The following is a 24758-nucleotide window of genomic DNA, read 5'->3' as shown; positions in this document are numbered from 1 at the left end:
GTAAATCTTTGGTAGTACCACTAACGACTTTATTGATTTCCTTAATAGTCTTTACTTCCTATGATTTCATTTGTGCTATCTTTATAGTCAGTAGCTCCTTTTGAACATTTATTGACGTAATACTACTCTTAGATCGTTGAGTCAATTCATTAGGTATCTTTTGTACCTTCTCTAAAGAAGCATCTAAATCTTTTTCTATACTTTCATTTATACTTTGCCCATTTTCAGAACTGTATTCGTTTTCTTTCCAAAATTGAATCGCATTCGCATTAAGCGTATTTTCACCAATTTTCTGTATCGAATTAAAAAGGGCTATAGTCTTATCTACTGTAATTAAAACACTTGAAGATAGTTCAAGGACTTTATGAGCTTCTACAGAAGTAGAAGTATTCCTTAAATCTTCAATTTGATAGATCAAGTTGGAGTTTAACTCTTGTTCTATTTGAAATGAACTACCGAAAATAATTAGCGATCTAGAAAGATACAACCAGGATGTAAATTTATTAGTTGAAAATGTTGAGGAGCTAAATGATGTTTTAGCTATTATAAGAGATGCAATAGGCAAATCAGAATCAGTAATTACCGTCGCTAGAGGAGTCGGCACTTTTGTTGATCTTCCTATTGTAGGTAACATAAATGCTAACATAATTAATAATATACGTACTAATCTAGCTATAACACAGATCCAACTTGATGAAATTTATAGCATAATGGTTGAGTTGGATAACTTAGCAGTAATTAAGCAAGAAATGGTGAATCTCAACAATAGTTAAATCTTTTATTTGAAGAATATCAAAAAGAAAAAAACGTTGAACTTTCTGTTTCAATTACTTTTAACGAATTATTTCTAGCTTCATTTACTCGGTTTTTCATAGTATTAATCTCTGTTGGGGCCCCAACACTATTGTTGACATCCATTTGATTAGCTGTATAACCGATTGAACCTGAAATTAACATTGATGAAATTATTATTGTAATAGGAAACAAATATCAATGAAATCCCTGTTTTGGATTAGATATTGCCCTCTCCTTCTCCAATTCCATATGTGACTCTCTCCTCCAGCCTAACCAGATAGCATCTTTATCTAGACAAACAATTTTTTTGCAATGTTACCAATTATATTAGTTCCAACTCCATCTACAGCACCACCAATAAGACCACCAACCAATGGAACTGCCTTTCCAAGATTAATAATACCTTTTTCACCAAACTTAGTAACAAGTCTTATCCCAACAGCTTTGTTTATTGCTTTTATAACTTCACCTGGAATTTTCCTTATTGCCTGAGTTGCTAAAGCTGTACCCAACTTTAAGCCAGATTGTTTTAATATATCTGTCGCTGCTTGACCTGTTAGACATACAAACACAAAAGTTTTTACTTGATCATCTTTTAAGTCAAAATCCCTCATATGTGCTATAGCTGCTATCATCCTAATTTGTACGTACATTACAGAAGCTATATTTGCAGGTACTGCTACTGGTAAAGTTATTAATCCTCCCAGCCCAGTAAGGAATCCACTGGTTGCACCTTTTGCATTTTGCCATCTAATTAAACTATCAATAGCACTTTCAACATTTGAATGCTTACTTAGATAGCTTTCTGCTAATTCAGCAGCAGTATCAGTACCAGGCAAGCCATTAACTGCCTTCTCATATGCCCAATCCAAAACTTGTGTTATTTTACCCTCTGTAATTGCTGACATTGGAATCATTCCTTTTATCTATGAGAATAGTAACTTCTGAATATTTCACTCTTTTTAAGATTTCCCTGTATAAATTCTACATTATTCTACCATATATTACAAAATTAGGAGTTTAGTATTTTAATTTTCTGCAAAGTTTGACATAAGCAATGGGGAACAGGGACTTTGTCCCAGAAGAAAAAAATACCTGTCCCTCGTACACTATTACTTTAGTGTACCGAGGGTCAGGCACCAAATTTTTCTGCATCTGTTCTGAGCATGATGACGGTTGTCTTGCTTCGGATGGAATAGAAAGTTCCTATCATCATTATTTATGCTGCCAACGGATTTGCCCTTGTTACATTAATTGCTCAGTTTAAGTATTCAGACCTTTTCAATGTTTCGGAAGTTTGAATTCTCGATGTAGCCAATAAAAAATGAGGTTAAATCTTATAGATTAATAATTTACCAGATTCTATGTAATAGGACAATCATTCCCAAGCATATTCATTTCAGAAAAAGGGGGAATGACCTTGGATATAACAGTATACAATAAAGATTCTTCAACTATCGCAGAATTAGAGAATGGTAGCATTGATTTAATAATCACAAGTCCGCCATATTGGTTTTTAAAGGATTATGACCACCCCAAACAACTGGGATTTAATATGACCTATAAACAATACATTAATCAATTAAAAGTACATTTCCATGAGTGCATTAGGGTCTTGAAGAAAGATTCTTATATTTGTATTAATGTTGCCGATGTCAGGACAGGAGAGTATAAACAGACTGGAAGACCAAGATTATATCCAATTCAGTCAGACTTAATTAGTTTTTTTACTGAAGAAATGGACTTTGATTTATCACAGCATTTCATTTGGGAAAAATTTGGAGTTAAAAAAGGTGAGAAAGTTGCATTAATTCGAGGTTCTGTTGGAAAAGGGAAGTATAAAAAATTCGGAGTTGCGCCATTTCTTTATACAGATCTGCTTGCTGAACACATTTTAGTATTTAGAAAACCTGGATATAGAGACAGAGGAACCATCTTTGAAAGGCAAGACGAAGAACTTAACAGAATTCCTAAAGAGCTACTTAAGGATTGGCTTAACCCCGTCTGGAAGATTAATGCAGGTAAGCACCCTATTCATAAAGCAGTCTTTCCGGATGAATTAGTAAAAAGGCTAGTGTGTTTATTTAGTTTAAAAAACGATGTTATATTAGACCCATTTTGTGGTGTTGGAACTACTCTAAGACTTGCTAATGACTTAGGTAGAAATGCTATAGGATTCGAATTGAATAGAAACTATTTAGAGGAATTAATCAATCTATATGGACTAAAACAAGCAGGAGATATTTTAACCAATAATCACTTATACATTCAAAACTTATCATCCTAATAAAAACAGCAACAATACGTTACTGTTTTTTCGACAAATCCCCATTATTACGTTTACCAAATAATTAGAAATCAAAGTTATGTTCTCCATTTTAATGTTCATATAAACCTACTTGATTATTTTCTTTCGTAACCATAGTATTTATAATTCTATTTTCCAACTCTATATACGACTGTTTATATAATACATATTCCAGGAGTTGTGAGTACTGTGATTCATTTATCTCCATTGTCATTTGCTGTGTTAAAGCATAGTACATTTTTGGATGTACAATGTTTGGAAGGTCATTGTACATTTCCTTTAAATTAATATCACAATCTATTGTGTATTTGTTTTTGAATTCAAATACTCTTGGCCAAAGTTTTTTACTTGTTACCTCACTCATCCAAAGTGGAGAATTTATATCCTTACCATAAAATTCACAATAATCTTTCCTATCAGTTAACGGAAGTGTTACATCTGCAATGTAAATATTATCAATATACCAATTATGATAGATTTCTTCTCTTTCGTTCCAGCATTTCTGAACTTTATTGCTTATTTGGAATTCCCTACCGAATTTTACAAATATGACCTTATCATTTTTTGATATATCATAACCAGTTAAACCCTTTTCTTTTGGACACCATCTCCCACTTAGAAAAGCTGGTTCGACATTACTTTTCTTATTCCATTTATAAAAATTTCGAGATTGGCTCATTATCCATATTTTATAATGCTGAGGGTCTCTACTTTGTAACTGCTTATGGAAGTACCAATCAAAGTTAGCTTTAACATATCTTTCAAAGTCATTTCTATCTAATTCAAATACATCGATTTCATTGTAAACATCTAACAAACCTTTTGGTAATTCATCATGCCTTAATACGATGATACAACCACGCTGTTTCTTAAATTCATTGAATTTTTCTATTTCATCCTTATGGTAATTAAAATCAGAAGTTATAAACTTAATTTCTCCTGGTCTTCCATGCTTTCCTCCATCCCCCTCAATTTTCATATACTTAACATCAGGGAATAATGTATCAATTGGAGCTAGAGCTGAAACCCTTATTGTTTTCTCTTTGTGCAATAAACGTCCATCTTTAACAATATGTTTCATCTTTAAATTACTTTCATCAAACCTATTCATCATATACTCATAGATAACTCTTTCATGAATAAAAGCTTTTGCATTTGACCTTAAATTAGCCATTATTTAACACACCTCTATTGAAGAGGTTCTCAAAAAACATCTATATTTATTCATATTTTTAATCAAAACACTATGGTTAACCAAAGTTTTGTTTACTTTTAGAGCTACAAGGACAGGTTCGTCCAAGAAGTTGCCTATCAGTTTAAATGCAATAAAGGTGCCTGACCCCCAGTACGCTAAAGTATTAACGTACTGGGGGTCAGGCACCCTGGCTATGCAAATTGCTGAAGAAGAAGGGGTATGTTTGGAGACCGTGAAGTCTTGAAGGCGGTATGCATTAATGAGAATGCGAGATAATTGGGCGAAGCAAACCGATTAACATTAAGAACGGTTCTCATACACCTAGTTGCATAAGAACCGTCCAATCAGTTTTTTGAAGGATAAATATTAGGATTTAAACTCTTTTACATACATCTTTCCATTTTTATTTAAGATAATGGTTCCTTTTCTATTCGTCTTTGCTATTTTGACCATGTCACTAGACGTAGAATTTCCGTTTGTATTGGTACATGAACTTACATTGATTTCACCCTCAGACACTTCATCAAAGGGACCAATAAATACAAAACCAACATCTCCATCTTCATCAAGTCCACTTCCTACTAAAACCACTTGATCAAACCCTTGTTCTGAATCAAAAACACTTAGTGAAAAAGATGCAACAGGTACTAGTGTATCATTAAATAATATTGTTCCATGCCCTGTTACTGTTAGCCCTCTGCCCGATTCATTATTAAAACAACTTGGAGGAAAAACAGTACTTGAAGCAATCGTAAAATTAACTTCTTCATCTCTAAAATGACCAAAAACGCGACTACCACTTACACGGCAATGGGGACAAATAGTAGCATTAATAATCGCAAGTTCATCTACAAATTCACTCCTGAAATTAACTCTAGCAGAACATTCACACTGTTTTTCCTTATGGTTATGACCACAGCAATGACAATCATTCTTTCTTTTGTAGATTCCCCAAATTATACCTCCTTCCTAATCTACTAAATCTTCTATTTATCATATTCAGTAAAAATTTTCACGTATCCGCAAATATAGGAGGTTTTTCGTGGATTTTTTCTGTAAAGATAAAACGCATTTCATCCAATGACAGAAGTCGAACCTTAGTTACTTTTACAAAAGAAGACAGTTCTACCACTCCCTCATCGGAAGCATAGAACTGTCTTTTTTATTCCTTCACTCTAACACGAACCTCTTCCTCTATATAAACAGGATAATAATTCACCTCAAAAGTCAGAGGGCTTTTATATTCTTGGTCTTCTATATAAATCGAGTACTCTCCTGAGCTTGATGATTGCTGGCCACTATGAAATATCTTTCCAGTAGCATCTGTAAAAGAACCCGACAAACTAAAATGGTTATTTCCATCAATTCCTGGTGTGATATTAAAGTTGATGGCTAACGTATTTTCCAACCCAAACATATTGGTTTTTGTCACATCACGAAGTGTTAATTGTTGATCCGGTGCCTCTAGCAAGGTAGACTTCTCAAGGTCTACCACAACGCTTGTTTTGTCTTTATCCAAGGCCATAACCTTTGAAAACACAATATTTAGCTCTTTATGATTTTGAAAATAACTGCCAGTTAAACTAATGGTACGGTGATTTCCATTAATGGAAGCACCAGCTTCTCTAGAGATCACTTCCCCCTTTTCATTTTCAAGACGAAGGTCCACGAGTTGTAAAATATCCTTCGTATTCTTTTCATCATAAGAGAGATAGAGTACTTGGCGTGTTGGATACGACACAAGTTTTTCGAAGTGGATCACTTGACCTTCAACTTCAACCGATTGATTGATGATTAGTTCTTCACTCAATTGGATTTTTTCTAAGTCTACTGGAAATTTGACACTTAGAGGGACTGCCCCTTTTATTCGTTCACTTTCTTCTTTAGATTCAAAGTTGTATTCTCCAACCTCAACATTCAAGGTCAATTCATTCGTAAAATCTTGGTCTTCATTCCAAGCAAAGTCTATCATTAAGGAACCCTTATTATTTTCCAGTTGATAGGTTCCAACACTTAGAAGATGGTTGCCGATTGTAACTCCATTTTTATCTTGCAACTGAATGGATTTAAACCCAACCTCTTGGTAATCTTTTGTTGATTCTAGGGTAGTAAAAATAATGAGACGTCGCTTATCAACTATGATGTTGTCAATCGTTATGGTCATTCCTTCGTTTTCGTTAGCTTTATCAATCACTTGGATATATTCATTTTCAATAGCATCTTGTAAGCCTTTGTCATAGGTGACCATTTCGACCAATTTCTTAATTCCAGGTATATCGCCTGCGACCTTTTGAAACCCTGGAATGTAATTCACCGATAGCACAAAAAATAAAAATAAAGCGGCAACGGACAATCCTGTATGCTTGAACACATCCCATCTATTTTTGTAACGCCTTCCGTTAGCAAACCCTTCATAAATTTGCTGATCTAACTTTTCAGGAAGTGGTTGATTCGTAAAGGATTTTAATTCTCTTTCAATTTGATCCTCATGTTTAATAGTCATCCGGTATTAATCCTCCCTTCTCTGCGAACCCTCTTAATTCTTTCAGTGCACGATTTAAATACGTTTTCACAGTGCCTAGTGGTAGATTTAAACTAGTTGCAATATCTGTTAGTGTCATATCTTGTTGGTATTTAAGAATAACGACCGTTTGATATTTTGGTGAAAGAGTCTGAATCGCTTCTGTGATAAATAGTGAAGTTGTCGGGTCTTCCGACGTTTGAATAAACTCCACAGGTTGGTCCGAGTGTACAAACCGATTACGCTTTTTGATTTCATCTAAACAGTAGTTGATCGTAATTTTGGTTAGCCATGCTCTTATCGCCACTTCCTTTTTAACCTTGTGAATATTTTTATAAGCACGAAACGTCACTTCCTGCACCGCTTCTGTTGCCTGGTCGGAATTCTTAAAATACGTAAGAGCGGTATAGTAAATAGCAGGCTTATACACTTTCATCATATCTATAAACGCCTGTTCATCCCGCTTTCGCACTTTACGAAAGAAATCATTATCCATGGTGCACCACCTTGTTTAAAAAAGTTAACTATTATAGAGACATCGTTATGTAGGAAACGGTTTCAAATTTTTAAAAATTAATGAATATCGTTTAAACAATGCTAGTCATCGTTGGTTTTTGGGTGCTTCTATGTTTATCATTCTACTTATTTCTTCTCCGGTCTTGCTACCTCTTATTCTTAACAAAACACTTAGTCAAAGAGTCATGTCTAAGGAATCCATGGGGACAGGGATTTTGTCCCAACCAACTGACTCTCCAAATATTATTTATTTTACCTTTTTAAGTTCGCCCAAAAATGCCGGCCTCTTAACATACTTTTCCAAAAGCTCATTAATTAATTGTTCAGTAGGGGCATTTCGACAAGCTTTCCTATACGTTTTAATGACCTTGCATACCTTCTTATATTCAGATTCGGTTTGAGCTTTGTTCTGTATATTTATGAATATGGTTAGTAAATAGGTTGGCAACCTCAGTCGGATATTCTTCTATTAAATATGGATATAGATGCTCTATCTTATATACATTCCTCTTGCAATAGGATAAGAGCCTTTCTGTTAACTTCTCCTCCAGAAAAAGTGCCTGATCCCCAGTGCGCTAAAGCATTAACGCACTGGGGATCAGGCACCAATTTTAAATAGATTTTAGTAACTAACTCAATAACCTTTTCACATTTTGGACAATCCAAGTAAACAACAGTCGTATGAAAGCCAACATAGCCATGCGTACACTCTTGGATTTCCCAAATTAGTTCCCAGTAAACCCCAAACTCGTGCTGGCACTTTTCACAACACAAGTTCGTAGTCCCAAAATCCCCTTTGATCTGTTTTTCCTTTTTGGTTTTCTTTTTCTTAGGTGACAGTTTATACCATCCTCTTGTCATTAAGAAGGGGTAGTCTATACTTGTTACAGAATAAAAGTGTCTAATCCCTAGATTCAATTATGTCGTCTCTTCTAGCTGTTCGCCTACTAGATTTATTTTTCCTGTTTTCTTTTTCATCACCTGACGAATATTAGAGACCGTAAAGATGCCGAGTGCTGTCCAGATGCAAGTAAAGGTGATAGCATGATCTGTTGTAAAGAGTTCCCCATACATGAATACACCGATAAGTAAGCTAATGGATGGTGCAATATATTGCAGGAAGCCGACCATGAATAAGGGAATCTTTTGAGCCCCAATGCTAAACCAAAGAAGTGGTAAGGCTGTAGCGATGCCTGATCCTAGTAAAAATAAATCCTGCTGGGTAGATCCTGCCAAGAAGCTTTGCTGGCTATTTACCCCTAAGTAAGCTGAAAACAATAAAGCAAAGGGTAAAATAAAAAAAGTTTCTAACAGTAAACCAAGAATCGAATCTACCTTTATTAGTTTTTTAGACAGTCCATAAAAACCAAATGAAAAAGCTAATACAAGTGCAACCCAGGGAAGTTTTCCAAGCGATACTGTCATATAGATAACACCAATCGCTGCTAACACAAAAGAAATGACCTGCCATTTATTCATCTTTTCTCGCAAGACAAAAACCCCTAACATCACAGCGACTAGCGGATTAATATAGTAACCCAAGCTTGCCTCAACAATGTGGTTTGAATTGACCGCAAATATATAAGTTAACCAGTTAATACTAATAAACAACGAAGCTAGGAAAAGTGCAAACCATGTTTTTTTCTGACTCATTTGAACTTGAAAGAAATTCTTTAACTGGTTTCTTTTCAAGAAAAGCACAATGACCAAAACAATAACAAACGACCAAATGACACGGTGTGCTAAAATTTCAAGTGCTGGTACTTGATTTAAAAATTTCCAGTAGATGGGCAATAGCCCCCATAAAAGAAATGAACTTGCTGTAAAGGAAATACCTATTGTATTCTCACGTTCCATACTCTACCTCTTCTGTTTTATAGTTATCCCGTCTTTTTTATAACTTCACTACTAGTTTATTGGGATCTAATGAATGTAGCACTATAAAAATATTGGATATTCTCACTATACAGCCTAACCCGTCATGATGTTAAATAATGTGATTTAACATAGCTAACACTTCAAAACAAATAACCTATCCCCAGAAAGATGCCAGACCCCCGGTTCGCTAAAGTATTAACGTTCTGAGGGTCAGGCACCTATATTAGGTATAGTTTCGATCGTAAAATTTTACACAATAATACCAGCAGGACCTTCCTTTGGTTTTCACTTGAAATTATAGTTTTTCTAATAGTGCCAGTGGCAGGCAATGAAACCCCATTATAGAATAAGATGCCAGACCCTCAATCATTAACGCTTAGTAAAATTGGGTCTGGCACTTGTAATTCAACCTATATACTTATCTTTCCATTTACTTACCTGTCCACTTTATTTTTTCCTAACAAAATAAATATTCTAGATCTATTTGAAATCCTTCTAAAACCTTAGATGAGACGCATCCAACATTTGTTTGCATATCATGCTGTTCATACATTTTATCATTATTTAGTGAATATACCGTGACCGTATTTAGCATTGGATTAATGATCCAGTATTCTTTGACTCCGTAATTCATATATAGATTTAATTTTGTAATTAGGTCGTGGGATTGATTTGATGGGCTAAGGATTTCGACTATTAAATCAGGAACTCCTACATATCGTTGGTCTGTAAATCCACTTTTATCGCATAATACACTAATATCTGGGATTACAATTTTTGTTCCTTCTATCTCTTCATTTTTTAATTCAATATCAAGTGGGGCATGAAATACCTCACAATGTTTCCCTTCAAGGAAATTACCCAATTTGATATGAAGTCTACTTGATATTCGTTGATGCCTGGTTGATGGTGATGGAGACATATACACCGTACCATCAATATACTCCAATAAATCTTCACTACTTTCACGGATTTTAAAGTACTCATCTACTGAAACGTGGTCTTTCTGATAGTGACTCACAACACCCACTCCTTAAACCCGATATCGTTATTTACATTCTAACACATTCTAAATAGCCAGAGCGTATTATAGACCAGGAATTACATAGGTACAGTTCAATTCTGTCCCCGAGAATAAAGGTGCCTGACCCCCAGTACGCTAAAGTATTAACGTACTGAGGATCAGGCACCTGATTCAAGAGATTTTTTAGTAACCAGTGCAAATCATATGCCCATCTGGTCATCTGTATTGAAAGATGTATCTCCATCACCATCGACCCAAAACTAGTGTCATCTGGTAGATGACAGGGACCTTGTCCCAAACCTTAGAGACATCCTGTCCATCCAATTAATATCACTCTACCATTGGTTTATCTTTAAGTTACTACTTCCCGCAACACTTCTTATATTTCTTCCCGCTTCCACATGGACATGGATCATTACGCCCAACCTTTGGCTCTATTTTAATGGGGCTTTGAAAAAGAAGAGAGTTCTTTTTCGATTCTTCCTTGAATATCATTTCTTTTTCGAGAGCCGATTTCTTCCATGCCTGTAAGTCAGGATGCTCAAAGCCTAATATTGAGTAATACGCATACGCTACCTGGTCAGTATCAACAATATTGTAGTGATATTTCTTTGCCATATAGTCTTCAATTTCAGGAAGGGCATCTATGGATAATTGATGAGCAAGCGCTTCAAATATAAGTTCCTGATCTTCCTCATCAACAACTGGATACGCTTTTTTTAACGTTTCAATTGCAAACACAGATTTAATATTTTCTATAACGGATGCCGCAAAAATAACAGATTCCTCTTTAAGCAAGTATGGCTGTACTTCCTTTACGACGGCATCGGATTGGAACCCGATCAAGGCTGTTGCTACTTCCTCTAATAAAATATCTTCATCTCTTACTAATAAACTGGCAAGAGTTGGAATATACGATTCAAGCTTTAATAGCCCGATTGCATAGACTGTTAATATTCCATGAAACGTAAACCATTCAGGTTTTACTTCCTCTTGCATATCTCTTGCTATTTCTTCTTCCGACCACCATTCATGTTGGACCATCCATTTCGTAAGGAGCTTCGCCTTAAAAAAGAGTTGATGCTGATAGGAGTCAGCCGTCTCTAGTAAATGAAGGATTTCATCATACTTCATTTGGATTTCGTCCTCATCTCCATGAAGCATGAGGTCATATAATTCCCAAAGGTCTTGTCTTATGTAAGGCTTTAGTTCATCCCTGTACTTGATAGCTAGTGATGGCTCGACGGATTGTAGTAATCGAATTGCCAGGTGAAGCTTCGATTGATCCATCTTTGGGATATTTTCAAGTAAAATCTTCACAGCATCTTCAGTGATCAGTTGATTATCAATATAGATCAGAACAGTAGTTAATTTTTCATGATTTCGAAATCCCTCTTCTAGTAATTGAACGGTCCATTCTTCAGGTAAAAACGGATAATCATGTATAGCATGAAGAATGGTCTCCTGAACGAGGTAGTCATCAGAGACGAGATGAGGTTTTATTTTTTCTAAAAATGTCATGGTTCAATCCCTTTCTTCTTAAAAAATAATGATTGTTTGGTGTTTATTCTTTCAGTACTTTTTGCAAAATGCTACATACATTCAGAGAGCGAAAACAGTTATAACGTGATTAATACCGAGACATCCAAAAGGGACATGGACTTTGTCCCTTTTAAAAAATAGAAGGGACATTTCACTGTACCTTCTATCCCAAAAGGGTGAATTGAGTTTATTGGTAGTTCAAGGTAGGCAATTCTCACTTTTGTTTCCACAAAAAGATGCCTCCCCCAAGTTTGCTTAAAGCAATAACGTATGTTGGGGAGGCACCTTGCTTCCTGACTAGCGAATTTGCAACACATCGCCTACTGTGAAAGATAGACACGGTACACGCTCAGAATTAACCTGCTCTTTTTCGGTAAAGACGTTCATTAACTGATAAGGTTGTCCTTCCTCTATTTGTATATACTGTTCAATGACAAGATTACCTGGGTCAACTATCCAGTACTCAGGCACACCAAAACGTGCGTAGGACTCATGTTTGACCGAGCGGTCCCTTTTGATACTGTTGGGTGATAGAATTTCCACTACAAGATCAGGTGTTCCAACAACGGCATGTTCTTCAATGATATGTTCACGGCTACGATGAATCATCAGAATATCTGGCTGCCTTGTTTCATTTTCAGATAGAATCACATCAACTGGTGCATAAAGAATGATATAGTCCCGATCGCAGCTATCAGTGATCTTTTTTCCAAGCTGATGACTAATTCGTTGGTGAGTCGTACTCGGTGAGGGTTTTAATTCTAACACACCGTTTATTATTTCGTATTGATTTCCGTCCTCTGGAAGCTGGTAGTAATCGTCTACTGTCCATCCAGATTCCTTGATCAGATGGGATGGATTCTTTGGTCTCGTCATTAGTAGCAACCTCCTACTGTTTATCTAAATTGTACCATGTGGACCTGAACTTTGATAATAACTAGAATGAATGTAAACATTTTTTCATACAATCACCGTTTAATAGAGTAGTACGTTCACAGCGCTTTAAAGTAATGGGGTCAGGCATAAAAGTAAAGACCTATCTGCGGAATTGTAGAAAAAAGTGCCTGACCCCCAATACGACACATCTTTTAATTGCCTCTACACTTACCTTTTCAGAAAACCAACGACCAAAAAAACCACCCACCATCCGAACTAATATAGGTACTTTGAAACAGAAGGGTCATAAACAAAGCTGTATGATCCCTTAACGAGAAAAAAAGGTGGAATATCTGTGAACAGAACGGAACGACGACAACAAAGAAAACAGGAATTGAACTCCTTGTGGAAAAGTTATCTGACATACAAACGAAAACGACAAATACTCCTTGGCTTCCTCATCCTGGGGCTTGTCAGTCTCATGGTTATAAATTTCATGATCTGGACTGCGGATGTGAGCAAATTAGAAAATCCTGAACCGCAGCCCACATTAATTTTTGACCGAAATGGGGAGTTAGCTAGTAAGGTCTCCAACTCTAAAATTGAAGGAGTTAGCTTGGAAGAAGTATCCGAACACGTCATTAACGCAGTGATCTCAACAGAGGACCAGCGTTTTTTCAAGCATAATGGGATTGATATGATTGGAATTGCTCGTGCGTTTTTACGAAATACGATAGAGGGCGAAGTGGTGGCAGGCGGGAGTACCATTACCCAGCAGCTCTCTAAGAATGCGTTTCTTAATCAGGAACGTACGTATTCGCGAAAGTTTAAAGAGTTAATTTTATCGATGAAAATAGAGAGAACATACTCTAAAGATGAAATCCTGGAACGCTATATAAACCAAATCTATTTTGGTGAAGGTGCTTGGGGAATTGAACGTGCCGCTCAGATTTATTTTGGAAAGAATGCAAGTGAATTAACGTTACAAGAATCTGCCACTCTCGCAGGTCTTATTAAGGCTCCTTCTAAACTATCTCCCTACAAGAATATGGAGAAGGCCAAGGAACGACGAGACCTGGTGTTAACCCTCATGAGAAATGAAGGGTATATTAGTCAAGCGGAGATGGAACAGGCAAAAGCTGAGCCTATCGAATTGATTGGTAAAGGGCAGGAAAAATATAAGGGGAACTATCCGTATTATGTTGATCAAATCATTAGCGAAGCAACGGAAAAATATAACCTGACCGCAAATGAGGTTCTCTCTGGCGGGCTTCGAATCTATACGGAGTTAAATCCTGCGATTCAAAAAGTAGTGGAATCGGTCTACAACGATGATGCTAATTTTCCGGAGAGTACGTCAGACCAGCTGATCCAAAGTGGTACGGTCTTAATTGATTCTAAAACTGGTGGAATTGTGGCGTTAGTTGGTGGTAGAGGTGATTTCACGTACGGAAACTTTAATTATGCAACAGACTTGGTAAGACAACCGGGGTCTACAATGAAGCCGCTTGCCGTCTATACTTCAGCCTTAGAACAGGGCTACGAAATGACCAATCGACTCCTAGATAAGCCGATTCGAATCGGAGAATATAAACCTAAAAACTATGATGGAAACTATCGCGGAGAAGTGTCCATGTACGAAGCCGTTGTCAAATCCTATAACATCCCTGCTGTTTGGTTGTTATACCAGATTGGACTTGAAAATGGCGTAAAGGCCGCCCGGAAATTCGGTATTCCTTTAGAAAAAGAAGATCATTCCTATGGTTTAGCACTTGGAGGATTGCATAAGGGAACCTCCCCATTAAAAATGGCTCAAGCCTTTTCTACGTTCCCCAACAATGGTGTGATGATCGAGGCACATACCATAACGAAAATCGAGAATGCCAATGGTGAGGTCATTACGAGCTGGGAAGAAAAAGCAAGCAAAGTGACAGATGAAAGTGTTGCTCAAAAAATGACCTTCATGTTAAAGGGAGTCGTTTCTCAAGGAACAGGAAAAAACGCAAATGTTCGTGGAATTGAAATTGCCGGTAAAACTGGCACCACCCAAGTACCTTTTGAAGGAACAAACGGTGGCTCAAAGGACCACTGGTTTGTCGGCTATACACCCGAAATCGTGGGGGCTGTTTGGTTAGGATACGAAAAGACAGACAAAAATCACTACTTAACATCATCAAGTGGCTCCACTGCTGCCGTCATCTTTCAAAAAATTATCTCCGGTTCTATGGATGAACTTGGTGAAAAAGAGTTCGACTTACCGTTAGTTGGTAAGTATCTAAAAGAAAAAGAACAGGAAAGACAGAAAGAAAAAGGGCGAGGCAAAGACAGAGACAAGGATAGAGATAAAAAAGATAGAGGAAAAGGGAACGGGAAAGGCAAAGGTAAGCGAGATAAGAATGATGAAGATGATTAAATGAGGAAAAGGTGCCTGATTTCCAATACACTAAGTATTAACGTATTGGGGTCAAGCACCCACGTCCCATGATATAGGACAGAGATTTTGTCACAAAAATAAGTATACTATGTAAGCAAAAACCACATGACGTTTCATAAGTCCCCCAAAAAAATAGCTAGACAAAACATTCAACAATAAATGTTCTGCCTAGCAAGATAAAAGTCCTTGTATTTTTTTTAAAAACGTTTTCAAAAATCACGAGTTTTCATGACATCTCTCATTTTACTAAACGAAAATAATCCATAATAACATCGTGGTCATAATAGCAACTAAGCCTTGTAATAGAGTGGCCATTGTTTGTGCTTTATACGCGTCTGTTACCTTCATTCCACTAAACTCTTTTACTACCCAGAAATAACTATCATTAACATGGCTTACTGCCATTGCCCCTGCACCGATTGCCATGACAACAAGCGCTAGTGGTAAAGCTCCTTCAATTCCCATTTGTGGTAGTAATGGTGCAATCAGCGTAGACGTTACGACTAATGCTGCTGTCGAAGATCCTTGTGCTGTTTTTAATGCTGCCGCAATGATAAACGGAATTACTAAAAGGAATGCTCCACTGAATAATCCACCATCTGCAAAGCCTTTTATCAATTCTGCTACTGGTGTTGCTTTAATGACTGATCCAAATGCTCCACCAGCACCAGTAATTAATAGAATGGTTGAAGCATCCTTTAACCCGTCGCCAACCCAACCTGTTAATGTTTCTTCATTTAACTTAGGCATTAAGAAAAAGGAAGCAATTACACCCACTAAAAGGGCGACAAGAGGAGATCCTAAGAAAACAAGGAAGTTAGCAAATGATCCTTCCATTTGAAGGAATTTCACGACCGAACCTATACCAATTAAAAGAATAGGTAAAACAATAGGAGCAAATGACTTTGTTGTTGACGGTAGCTTACCAAACGATTTTACAATATCATCATAATCAAACTGTAATTCTCCTTCATCCTGCACCTCAATCTTTGTTCCTACCTTCATTGCCCAAAAGTACCCTACTAAAATAGTAGGAATAGCAACAACTAAACCGACTAAAATAATCGTTCCTAAATAATCACTTGCACCGATATTACCAGCAGCCGCAATCGGACCTGGAGTTGGAGGTACTAAAGTATGAGTTGCATATAAACCTGTTGCAAGTGCGACTGACATTGATGCAATGGCAACCTTTGCACGTCTAGCAAGTGACTTTTTCAAACTTGATAATATAACATAGCCTGAATCACAAAATACCGGAATACTTACAATTGCACCAATAAGTGACATGGCTAATTGAGGACGTTTTTCTCCTACTAAACGAAGAACAACTTCAGCCATTCGGAGTGCAGCACCCGATTTTTCTAGAACCGTACCAATAATTGTACCTGCCACAATGACAATCCCAATATAACCCATTAATCCACCAAAGCCACCATTTACTGCTTCAACAATTGTATTTAATGGGAGACCTGCTAGTATTCCAACTAGAAATGCAGCAAATAATAACGATAAAAACGGATGGATTTTTAATTTCGCCGTGGCGAACACGATAAATGCGACTCCGAGTAATATAATGAAAAATAATAATGGTCCTTCCATTTCAATTTCCCCCTTCAAAATGTTTAATCAATCTAGCGATATTCACTGCTTTTTGATACAGCAACGTATCAGCTTTTTCAATACACTCCTGTAAGTGCATAGGCCCAGTTACAATAGAATCACAGCCAACAAAATACTTGTATAGTTCCTCATACCCTTTACCTAAGCTGCCAGATAGTAAAAGGGCTCTTACATTATGTTCAGCGGCTAACTTCCCTATATAGCCTGGAACCTTTCCAAACAATGTCTGAAAGTCACTTTGACCTTCACCTGTAATAATAAGATCTGCTTTTTTTATCTTTTCTTGTAAACCGGCTGCATCGCCAATTAATTGGGCCCCAGACATCATTTCTCCCCCAATTGTAAGAAACGCAAATCCGAGTCCCCCCGCAGCTCCAGCCCCTTGCTTGGCCATAAAGGGATGCTTCAAATGTTCTTCTATTACCTGACCATAGTGTGCTAGGGCTGCATCTAACTGATGGACCATTTCTTCAGTTGCCCCTTTTTGAGGTCCAAAAACAGCTGAAGCACCGTTTTCACCACAAAGAGGATTCTCCACATCACTTGCAATTTGGAATGAACATTCTCTGACAATAGGATTCATTGTTGAATAATCGACCTTTGCTACCTGTTGTACAGAAGAACCGAATGGAGAAACGGTTTGACCATTACGGTCCAGAAAGGTTACCCCTAATGCGAGAAGCATCCCGAGCCCTCCATCATTGGTAGCGCTTCCACCAAGCCCAACAATAAACTTACGGTAACCTTTTTGAATGGCTTCTTGTATGACTTCACCAATACCAAAAGTTGTCGTATCCAGAGGGTTTCTTTTTTCTTCTGGCACCATTGGAAGGCCAGAAATCTTCGCCATCTCAATGATAACGGTATCGTCGTCACCAAAAACACCGTACTCTGTAAGCACCTTTTCTCCTAATGGACCTGTTACCTCTATTTGAAAGCGTTTTCCTTTTGTTGAAAATAAAAGGGTTTCAAGCGTGCCTTCACCACCATCAGCCATTGGAATAACATCAATATGTGCTTGTGGTAATACTGTGCAAAAGGCTTTTTGAATAATTGTTCCAGCCTCCAAGGCAGATAAACTCCCTTTAAAAGAATCTGGTGCAACTACTATGTTCATATACAACACCTTTTCTTTTTTTTTTACTTATCTAATATTTAACAATATTTCAATAATAAAAACATTGGGAGCTGCCCCAAAGTTTATGCCCCCAATGTTCAGATTTTTTGTGCAAATGCACAAATACGATCTTATGTATCCAATTGTTGTAATATCAGAAGGATTTTTAATGTCGTTAAATCATTCAGAGATTTAGGGTTTAGACCAAGAATTTGTCGAATACTTTCTAATCGATATGTTAATGTATTCCGATGAATATGAAGCTTTTCTGCCGTTAATGTCAAATTTTGATCACACTCTAATAAGGCGTTCAATGTTTCTTTTAAATCAACCGGTAAATCATTTATTGAATACTGGTGTAAGAATTCCCCCCGTTCAGCAGCAGGAACTTGGTCCAACAGTCGAATAATGCCCCATTCACTAACGTGACTAACCCTTGAGCTATTGTTAAATTTTTTCATAAGATGTAACGTTTGTTTTGCTTCAAAATAGGATTTCCTAAACCCACTTATGTTTGAATACGGTTTTCCAACCGCTATTGTACTATCGATGTAAAGATTTTTGTCCATTTTACACAATGACTGAAATAATGATTTCGCTACTTCCTCTTCTGTAAGATGATGATGAAGGTTCATACCCATTATCATGAAGTCATGATGGGTAACATCCATGAAAGCAATATCATGGTTAATTGCTTTCACATGACGATCAACTTGCTCTATTAGTTCCGTTCTTTTCATCAAATCTGTCAAAGGATGTATGGAATGTAACATCGGCATTTCTATCAAGATCACAAATAGTTCTTTCTCAACTTCAATCTTCAAAAAATGCTTGGCATGATTGGATAATCTTTTTTCATCTTCAAAATCTGGATTTATCAGGTCAAGCACCCAAGAATGGGTTAACTGCTTTTCAAATTGAGCTTGTCTCTGTAGGTACATTTGTTGCAGCATTAACTCTACCGTTATTTTTGTGATTTGTGCTAGCTCTAACACTTCATCCGGCTTCCCTGTAATCCCAACCACTCCAATGATGTCCCCCATAAATTCAACAGGAAGGTTCACCCCTTCTTTTGTTCCAGAAAAACGTCCTGTCTCTTCATTCGTTAGAATAAGGGCTTTCTTTGTTTTCAGAACTTCAATTGCTCCTTCATGATACGAGTCCATTCGGTTTGGATCAACACTCGCAATGATGATTCCTTGTTCGTCCATGATGTTGATATTATAATTTAACGTGTTTGTTAACTTCTGTAATATTGGATAAGCCATTTCTTTCGTGAGTTTCATTTTGATCTCCTAGCTTGGAATTTAACCATTACTATAGCATATCTTAAGACCCGAAGGGGACAGGGATAACTAAACCCATTGTCCCTTAGCACCTACATGATTATTAAGCCTCGTATTGTTTTTCAACAATCTGATTTTCATCTTCATTTTGATAAGGATAATCAAACTGATTGTTTAGCATTCAACGTAAGAAAAGCTATGCCCCCATAACCGTCTGAAAGAAGCAAGAAAAAAGGTGCCTGATTCCCGAAAGCTAAAGCATTAACGCAGGGGGGGGCAGGCACCTTTAGAAGCAGTGGGACGGTTCTCTTGCTTCCTATTTTATGAATTTATTTGAATACTTCCTTCACTTCAAAAACAGCTCGTTCAGCTGAACTAAGGGCGCCTTCAAGATGCCCCCCGTGTTCAGAGGATGTTTCTGTCCCAGCAAAAATGCTTTTCTTTTCCCATACATTAGCACCTGTTGGTAAATCATAATCGGGAACCAAGTTGGTCCTAAATCAAACGTGCCGATTTTAGGTCTGTCTTCCAGGGCCACTTAACTTAAAACTCTTCCTCCGATTCGCCCCCGCGCCTCTAGAACCCTAACCTCAAAACCTTGTGAAATTAGCAAAGACGCGCACGAAGTCCACTTAAGCCTGCTCCAACATTGATAATAGGATCCTTCATATCTTTAACTCTACTTCTTAGGCTGGTCAAGTGCTTGGTAGGCTAGCTGGTATTTTCCTCCGTCCGCAACTTCTGAATGGTACAGAGCCTTGATGGCATCGTTCTTTCCAAGGCCGTGTTCTACCTTTAACTCTTTTAAGCGTGTATGTAGTTCTTTATGATCTTTGATTAGCTGTTGCATTTGCGATTTCATATACTTCAACGTATTTATCTCCTTTCATATCCAATCCGTTCCCCATGAACAGCACGAATAAATTTTTATTGAAAAGCCCTTAAACTAAGGGATAGCACTATATTCCCCCATTCAAGTCCCCTAGAAAACATTTTATGTAGGGAGACTATGTTATTCATCACGAGAAATAACTTGTTTAAAAAGCCTCCTAAATTGCTCCCGATCTTCTGCTGTAAAAGGTTTTGGTCCCTTAGTCCGCTTTCCACTTTTTCGAGCCATTGCACTTAAATAACGTGTTTGTAATAATTGGTCAATGTTTTCATTTGTATAACTAAATCCTTTATGATGGACAACGATCATTCCTTTTGCTAATCCTAGCGAAGCAAGACCATAATCTTGTGTAACAATAATATCTCCTTTTTCTGCTAACTTCATAATCCGATAATCTGCAGCATCTGCTCCAGAATCAACATAGATGGTTTCCACTCCTGATGGTTGTTCGGCATTAGAAAAATGAGAAAAGCTCGTTACAAGGATAACTGGAATATCCGCATTCCTTCCTTCAAAAATGATTATATCTTTTACCGGACAGGCATCTGCATCAACATAAATTTTCAGATTGAGCACCTCCTATTTACATCACTCATTATTTTCAACCTCAACCTTTGAGATACCTCTAACTCTCTTTTTCATAAACGTATGAAATAAAGGGATTATTTAAAATGTTTATGAATAATCCCAGCTGAATTCTCCTTATTTGAAATGGTGGTTTCGTCGACCTCCATCGTTGGATATAGATGCATGCCCAATTCGTTTAGTACCAGAGGGACGATTTCTATTGACATTTTCAAACAGATAACAGCCAGAAGAACGGTCCCTCTAGTTATATAAAACTATTAAACTCCACGGTTATTTCCCATACTGATGCATGGATTCGTGGGAAAACTCTTGCACGATTCAGTTCAGGGGTTTCGATAGTTGTGGAAATCAACCCATTCATACTTTGCTACTACATTTGACCCAATTGGACAAAAAGCACAAAGCGCACCGTTTATCACCTATTACAACAATAAACGTATGAAAGCAAAACTAAAAGGAATGAGTCCTTTACAATACAGGATCCAATCCCAAGTAACTGCGGGTTCAGTTCATCTCCTGTCTCTTCTTTCCTATTGGAACCGTCTCCTCGTCATTATGAAGAACCCTTTTCTTTCTCACTTAAATACTGTTCATATGCATCTTGAACTTTATCCGTCTTTGGATAACTCTTCACAAGTCTATTATTTATGCTATTCAGTAAATATAGTCCTCTAAATAATACACCTGCAATGATACCAAAAGCGATAACACCTCCGACTAACGGATGAATCACAATCAATAAATAACCTAATAATGTAGATAAGATAATAGATAAGAGTAAATACATGACAACACCTCCTATATACGAAGACCTTATGGCCATGAAGCAGATGGACGGTATCTTGCTTCCTTTATGGGATCTGAAGAACCGTCACCTGCTTTCTTCATTTTAAGTTCACATTTGTATGTTTATTGTAATTATTTTTCATAAAAAAATACATGAGTGAACCGTAAATACTGCCTCCACTTAATGGGCTAATAATGCTGTACGGCCCCAGCTTTCAAATGCCATAAATAGACCAAAAGGAAAACCGTACAGGAAGATCCCATAAATAAGTATTAAGTTCCATACTCCCTTTTGGAGAAATTTTGCTTACTTCACTCTTATTTCTTCAATAGTCTTTTTTACCATCTCTATAGATAAAAGGAAAACGATAACCAATCCAATCAATAATACCCAAAAATTAGATGATAGTAATCCGAGCAATAAACAGATTAGAGAATGTTTGCAGCTATACTTATAGCCCACAACGTTTTTGATGTGGTTTTGTCGTTTTCATGGCAATCCCCTTTTGTATAATTTTACCCTAACAAACCATTAAACGATCTTATTTCATAACATACTTACTTTATAAAGTGAAACTTCAATCAGTGGGGGGGTTCGATTGTTAGCCCCGGCCCACACTGTGGGTCACACAGACGTTGCCACAGGAGGTGGCGACTTTAGTTTGTGTTCCTTTTCAGGGTTCTTACTGGCGCTTATCCCCCACTTAAACTTCTCGATTCATCTAACGTTTTGAAGTGGGGGTCTTAGCATCAGTTGGAACGGGATAAACGGAAACGTACTCCTTTAAAACATGTTCCACCTTCTGTTTTTCTTCATAACTGCATAGACGTATCGCTCACTACTATTCGTAATCGTACTTTCTTTACTTTTCCTTAAGTAAGATTTAAATCCCATCGTTCTTCGATTAACTTTGTTCCTGTCCATTCATGATTTGGTCTTTCTTCAGTTAATTTGAACTGATACTTTTTATAAAGATAACGTGCTGTGTCTAAAATATTGACTGTCCATAAAAATATATGTTTGTAACCTTGTTCTTTACAGAAATGAATAGCCGTCTCCATCAACTTCTTCCCTATACCCATACCATGATAGTTCTCATCGAGAATAAACCACCTTAGCTGGGCAACAGAATCATTAGATTTTGTGATGGCAATGGAACCAACCATTTTCCCATCCACTTCGGCAATCCATAGCTCTCCCCCATCGGTATTAATCATAAATTCTGTTAAACCCTTCATCACGTAATATTCAAACATTTCCCCAAATTTATATGTATGTTCGTATAACCTACCATGAAGGTGAGCGACGAAACCAACATCTCCTGGTTGAAAAGGTCGAATGGAGACATTTGGCTGAAGAACGTGTTCGGTTGAAAAAATGGATTCTATGGATTCCATTGAACTGATTAGCCGGTTTAATTCATTAGTAGGTATGCATTCTATCATTTTTCCAACTTCACGATTGGCCGTTTCTACTAGCTTTTGATAAATTTCATTACCATCGACAGTAAGATAAAGAAGGTATTGCCGTTTATCAACAGAAGATTGCTCTTTATAAATAATTTTTTCATCTTCAAACTTTTGAAGGATTCTACTCATATAACCACGGTCAATTCCTAGATCTTCTCTCACTTCTGTTGCTGTACAACCATTCCTAACCTTAATTTCAGTAATGACACTTGCTTCCGTTAATGGATAAGGTTGATGATAAATTTCTTGATCGATTTTACCTAAAACGCTCGCATAATAACGGTTGAATTTCCTAATCTTTTCTGCATATTGAAGCCTATCCATCTCACTACCACCCCTCTATATCAATAGTTTGAAAATTACAACTAACTATAGCATAAAATATTTAGTTGACTAAGTCAACTAAATAAAGACGAAGAGACGGTTCTCCCGCTTCCATACTAGAAGCAGAAGAACCGTCCCCTGTTCCAAACGTTATTGTTAGGTATGGGGACAGAAATAAACTGTACCCCTTTAACCAAACGATTATTGCAAGTCCTCTGAAATAGACGAATCCTTTTTCGCTAACTTTAAATAAATCATATAAAGAATACCTAGGCCGAGCCAGATAAAGCCTAATTGCTTCGAGGTAGCATCCAGGCTGAACCAAACAAAGCCGATGATTAACAGACCAATTCCCGGCAAGATCAAATGATTAAAGAAATCTTTACTCTTTTGTTTCTTTAAGAAGTAATAAATGACGGATATGTGTAAGAATAAAAATGCCGTTAAGGCACCAAAGTTAACAAGCGAAGCTAAGCTACCAATCTTAGATGCAAAGACCGTTGTAACGATTAAAGAAATGACGGCAACGACTAACGTACTTGCATATGGAGTTTGGAACTTCGGATGTACTTTTGATAGAATTTTTGGTAATTTCTTATCACGCGCCATACTGTATAAAATTCTGGAGATGGCCGCTTGTGCAACAAGGGCGTCAGCAATACCCCAAGCGAGAGCAGTGGCAATAATTGTTGTCCATTTTAACCATGGACCACCTGCTTGTTCTGCAATTTGATAGAAGGCAACATCTGCATTTTCAAAGGTTGTATAATCTGGCCATATCAGGGCGGCTACCCATGTTTGAATAATAAATAGAACACCTACGACTAGTAATGAAAAAATAACTGCATTTCCGACAACCTTTCTTCCTCCCTTTGTTTCTTCAGCTAAAGTAGAGATGGCATCAAAGCCTAAGAAGCTTAAAACCGCAATCGAAACAGCTCCCATCACAAGTCCCAAACTGAAATGATCACCATCATATATAGGCTTAAACGAAAATTCTGCCCCATTTACACCGGCACTAATCGCAATGATCCCAGCTACAACGAAAACAGCAAGCACAATTAATTCTAAAACGACAATGACCTTGTTCGCTTTAGCTGTAATTTCAATCCCAAGGACGTTAATCACGGTATTAATTCCAATAAACACAACTAACCACACAAACATTGGAACACCCGGAACAATATCTGCAAGCGCTGCTGCACTCACTAAGTACAGTAAAGCTGGAATCAAAATATAGTCTAATAGAATCGCCCATCCTGCAAAAAAGCCAACCGTTTCATTGATACCGCGTTGGGCATAGGAATAAACGGAACCTGCAATTGGAAAAGCCTCAGACATTCTTGCATAGCTTAATGCCGTAAAGATCATCCCCACCATACCGATTAAATAAGCAAGGGCAACCATCCCATTCGACCCTTGAGCCACATACCCATAAATTCCAAACGGTGCAATCGGTACCATAAACACAAGACCATAAATTAATAAATCCCAAAATGTAAGTGAACGCTTAAGCTCCTGCTTATAACCAAAGTTTTCTAGCTTTGTTTCTTTTACTTGTGGTTCCATCCATTTTTCCCCTT

22 protein-coding genes and 1 pseudogene are annotated in these 24758 nt (G+C 37.1%); 3 read left to right on the top strand and 20 right to left on the bottom strand.

Going from position 1 to position 24758, the window contains the following annotated elements; translation table 11 throughout:
- Positions 1-58: 58 nt before the first annotated feature.
- Together ACFSCX_RS23745 and ACFSCX_RS23740 are read right to left on the bottom strand one after the other, a co-directional pair.
- Positions 59-604: a hypothetical protein gene (locus ACFSCX_RS23745; protein WP_377930739.1), complete on the bottom strand. Its 546-nt coding sequence runs from the start codon at positions 602-604 to the stop codon at positions 59-61.
- Positions 605-1085: 481 nt separating this feature from the next.
- Positions 1086-1703 carry an EcsC family protein gene (locus ACFSCX_RS23740; RefSeq protein WP_377930738.1) on the bottom strand — a complete coding sequence of 206 codons (618 nt, stop codon included), beginning with the start codon at positions 1701-1703 and terminating at the stop codon, positions 1086-1088.
- A 512-nt stretch (positions 1704-2215) separates the two neighbouring features.
- Between ACFSCX_RS23740 and ACFSCX_RS23735 the strand changes: the two genes are divergently transcribed.
- Positions 2216-3082 carry a DNA-methyltransferase gene (locus ACFSCX_RS23735; RefSeq protein WP_377930737.1) on the top strand — a complete coding sequence of 289 codons (867 nt, stop codon included), beginning with the start codon at positions 2216-2218 and terminating at the stop codon, positions 3080-3082.
- Positions 3083-3173: 91 nt separating this feature from the next.
- Here ACFSCX_RS23735 and ACFSCX_RS23730 read toward each other — a convergent pair whose 3' ends face one another.
- From ACFSCX_RS23730 to ACFSCX_RS23695, 8 genes are all read right to left on the bottom strand, one after another.
- The gene (locus ACFSCX_RS23730; protein WP_377930736.1) at positions 3174-4277 is read right to left on the bottom strand and encodes a hypothetical protein; all 1104 of its coding nucleotides are present in this window, start codon (positions 4275-4277) and stop codon (positions 3174-3176) included.
- A 387-nt stretch (positions 4278-4664) separates the two neighbouring features.
- Positions 4665-4889: a hypothetical protein gene (locus ACFSCX_RS23725; RefSeq protein ID WP_377930735.1), complete on the bottom strand. Its 225-nt coding sequence runs from the start codon at positions 4887-4889 to the stop codon at positions 4665-4667.
- Positions 4890-5460: 571 nt separating this feature from the next.
- Entirely contained in the window at positions 5461-6801 is a 1341-nt protein-coding gene (locus ACFSCX_RS23720; protein WP_377930734.1) for a DUF4179 domain-containing protein, read from the bottom strand.
- Positions 6791-7315 carry an RNA polymerase sigma factor gene (locus ACFSCX_RS23715; RefSeq protein ID WP_377930733.1) on the bottom strand — a complete coding sequence of 175 codons (525 nt, stop codon included), beginning with the start codon at positions 7313-7315 and terminating at the stop codon, positions 6791-6793. Before ACFSCX_RS23715 ends, ACFSCX_RS23720 begins: the two co-directional genes overlap by 11 nt.
- A gap of 938 nt (positions 7316-8253) precedes the next feature.
- Complete coding sequence (gene rarD / locus ACFSCX_RS23710; protein WP_377930732.1) at positions 8254-9192, bottom strand: EamA family transporter RarD; 939 nt, start codon at positions 9190-9192, stop codon at positions 8254-8256.
- Between the two features lie 478 nt (positions 9193-9670).
- Positions 9671-10234, bottom strand: coding sequence for a Uma2 family endonuclease (locus ACFSCX_RS23705; RefSeq protein WP_377930731.1), 564 nt, complete (start codon positions 10232-10234; stop codon positions 9671-9673).
- A gap of 363 nt (positions 10235-10597) precedes the next feature.
- Positions 10598-11758, bottom strand: a complete 1161-nt coding sequence (locus tag ACFSCX_RS23700) for a YecA family protein (RefSeq protein WP_377930730.1) — start codon at positions 11756-11758, stop codon at positions 10598-10600.
- A 318-nt stretch (positions 11759-12076) separates the two neighbouring features.
- On the bottom strand, positions 12077-12655 hold the full coding sequence (locus ACFSCX_RS23695; RefSeq protein ID WP_377930729.1) for a Uma2 family endonuclease: 579 nt from the start codon (positions 12653-12655) through the stop codon (positions 12077-12079).
- A 514-nt stretch (positions 12656-13169) separates the two neighbouring features.
- Between ACFSCX_RS23695 and ACFSCX_RS23690 the strand changes: the two genes are divergently transcribed.
- Positions 13170-15068 carry a transglycosylase domain-containing protein gene (locus ACFSCX_RS23690; protein ID WP_377930728.1) on the top strand — a complete coding sequence of 633 codons (1899 nt, stop codon included), beginning with the start codon at positions 13170-13172 and terminating at the stop codon, positions 15066-15068.
- Positions 15069-15335: 267 nt separating this feature from the next.
- Here the strand turns inward: ACFSCX_RS23690 and ACFSCX_RS23685 are convergent, their stop codons facing one another.
- The 7 genes from ACFSCX_RS23685 to ACFSCX_RS23655 form a co-directional block, all read right to left on the bottom strand.
- Entirely contained in the window at positions 15336-16691 is a 1356-nt protein-coding gene (locus ACFSCX_RS23685; RefSeq protein ID WP_377930727.1) for a GntP family permease, read from the bottom strand.
- Position 16692: 1 nt separating this feature from the next.
- Positions 16693-17829 (bottom strand): glycerate kinase, encoded by a 1137-nt coding sequence (locus tag ACFSCX_RS23680; RefSeq protein WP_377930726.1) that lies wholly within the window; start codon positions 17827-17829, stop codon positions 16693-16695.
- Positions 17830-17960: 131 nt separating this feature from the next.
- Positions 17961-19115 (bottom strand): CdaR family transcriptional regulator, encoded by a 1155-nt coding sequence (locus ACFSCX_RS23675; RefSeq protein ID WP_377930725.1) that lies wholly within the window; start codon positions 19113-19115, stop codon positions 17961-17963.
- Positions 19116-19444: 329 nt separating this feature from the next.
- A complete protein-coding gene (locus ACFSCX_RS23670; protein ID WP_377930724.1) occupies positions 19445-19603 on the bottom strand; it encodes a hypothetical protein in 159 nt (52 codons plus the stop codon).
- Positions 19604-19653: 50 nt separating this feature from the next.
- Positions 19654-19728: an FAD-dependent oxidoreductase gene (locus ACFSCX_RS23665; protein WP_377930950.1), complete on the bottom strand. Its 75-nt coding sequence runs from the start codon at positions 19726-19728 to the stop codon at positions 19654-19656.
- Between the two features lie 66 nt (positions 19729-19794).
- Positions 19795-19986: a hypothetical protein gene (locus ACFSCX_RS23660; protein ID WP_377930723.1), complete on the bottom strand. Its 192-nt coding sequence runs from the start codon at positions 19984-19986 to the stop codon at positions 19795-19797.
- A gap of 141 nt (positions 19987-20127) precedes the next feature.
- Positions 20128-20574: a YaiI/YqxD family protein gene (locus tag ACFSCX_RS23655; RefSeq protein ID WP_377930949.1), complete on the bottom strand. Its 447-nt coding sequence runs from the start codon at positions 20572-20574 to the stop codon at positions 20128-20130.
- Between the two features lie 432 nt (positions 20575-21006).
- Between ACFSCX_RS23655 and ACFSCX_RS23650 the strand changes: the two are divergent.
- A pseudogene (locus ACFSCX_RS23650) lies at positions 21007-21096 on the top strand (IS3 family transposase); the annotation flags it as partial.
- 52 nt (positions 21097-21148) lie between these two features.
- On the opposite strand, the gene ACFSCX_RS23645 reads toward ACFSCX_RS23650, so the two are convergent.
- From ACFSCX_RS23645 to ACFSCX_RS23635, 3 genes are all read right to left on the bottom strand, one after another.
- Positions 21149-21382, bottom strand: a complete 234-nt coding sequence (locus ACFSCX_RS23645) for a hypothetical protein (RefSeq protein WP_377930722.1) — start codon at positions 21380-21382, stop codon at positions 21149-21151.
- 872 nt (positions 21383-22254) lie between these two features.
- Positions 22255-23175, bottom strand: coding sequence for a bifunctional helix-turn-helix transcriptional regulator/GNAT family N-acetyltransferase (locus ACFSCX_RS23640; protein WP_377930721.1), 921 nt, complete (start codon positions 23173-23175; stop codon positions 22255-22257).
- 201 nt (positions 23176-23376) lie between these two features.
- Positions 23377-24744 (bottom strand): APC family permease, encoded by a 1368-nt coding sequence (locus ACFSCX_RS23635; protein ID WP_377930720.1) that lies wholly within the window; start codon positions 24742-24744, stop codon positions 23377-23379.
- Between the last annotated feature and the right edge of the window lie 14 nt (positions 24745-24758).

Source organism: Bacillus salitolerans, assembly GCF_042680805.1.
Lineage (GTDB): Bacteria > Bacillota > Bacilli > Bacillales > SA4 > Bacillus_CJ > Bacillus_CJ salitolerans.
This window is presented reverse-complemented; position numbering and strand designations above follow the sequence as displayed.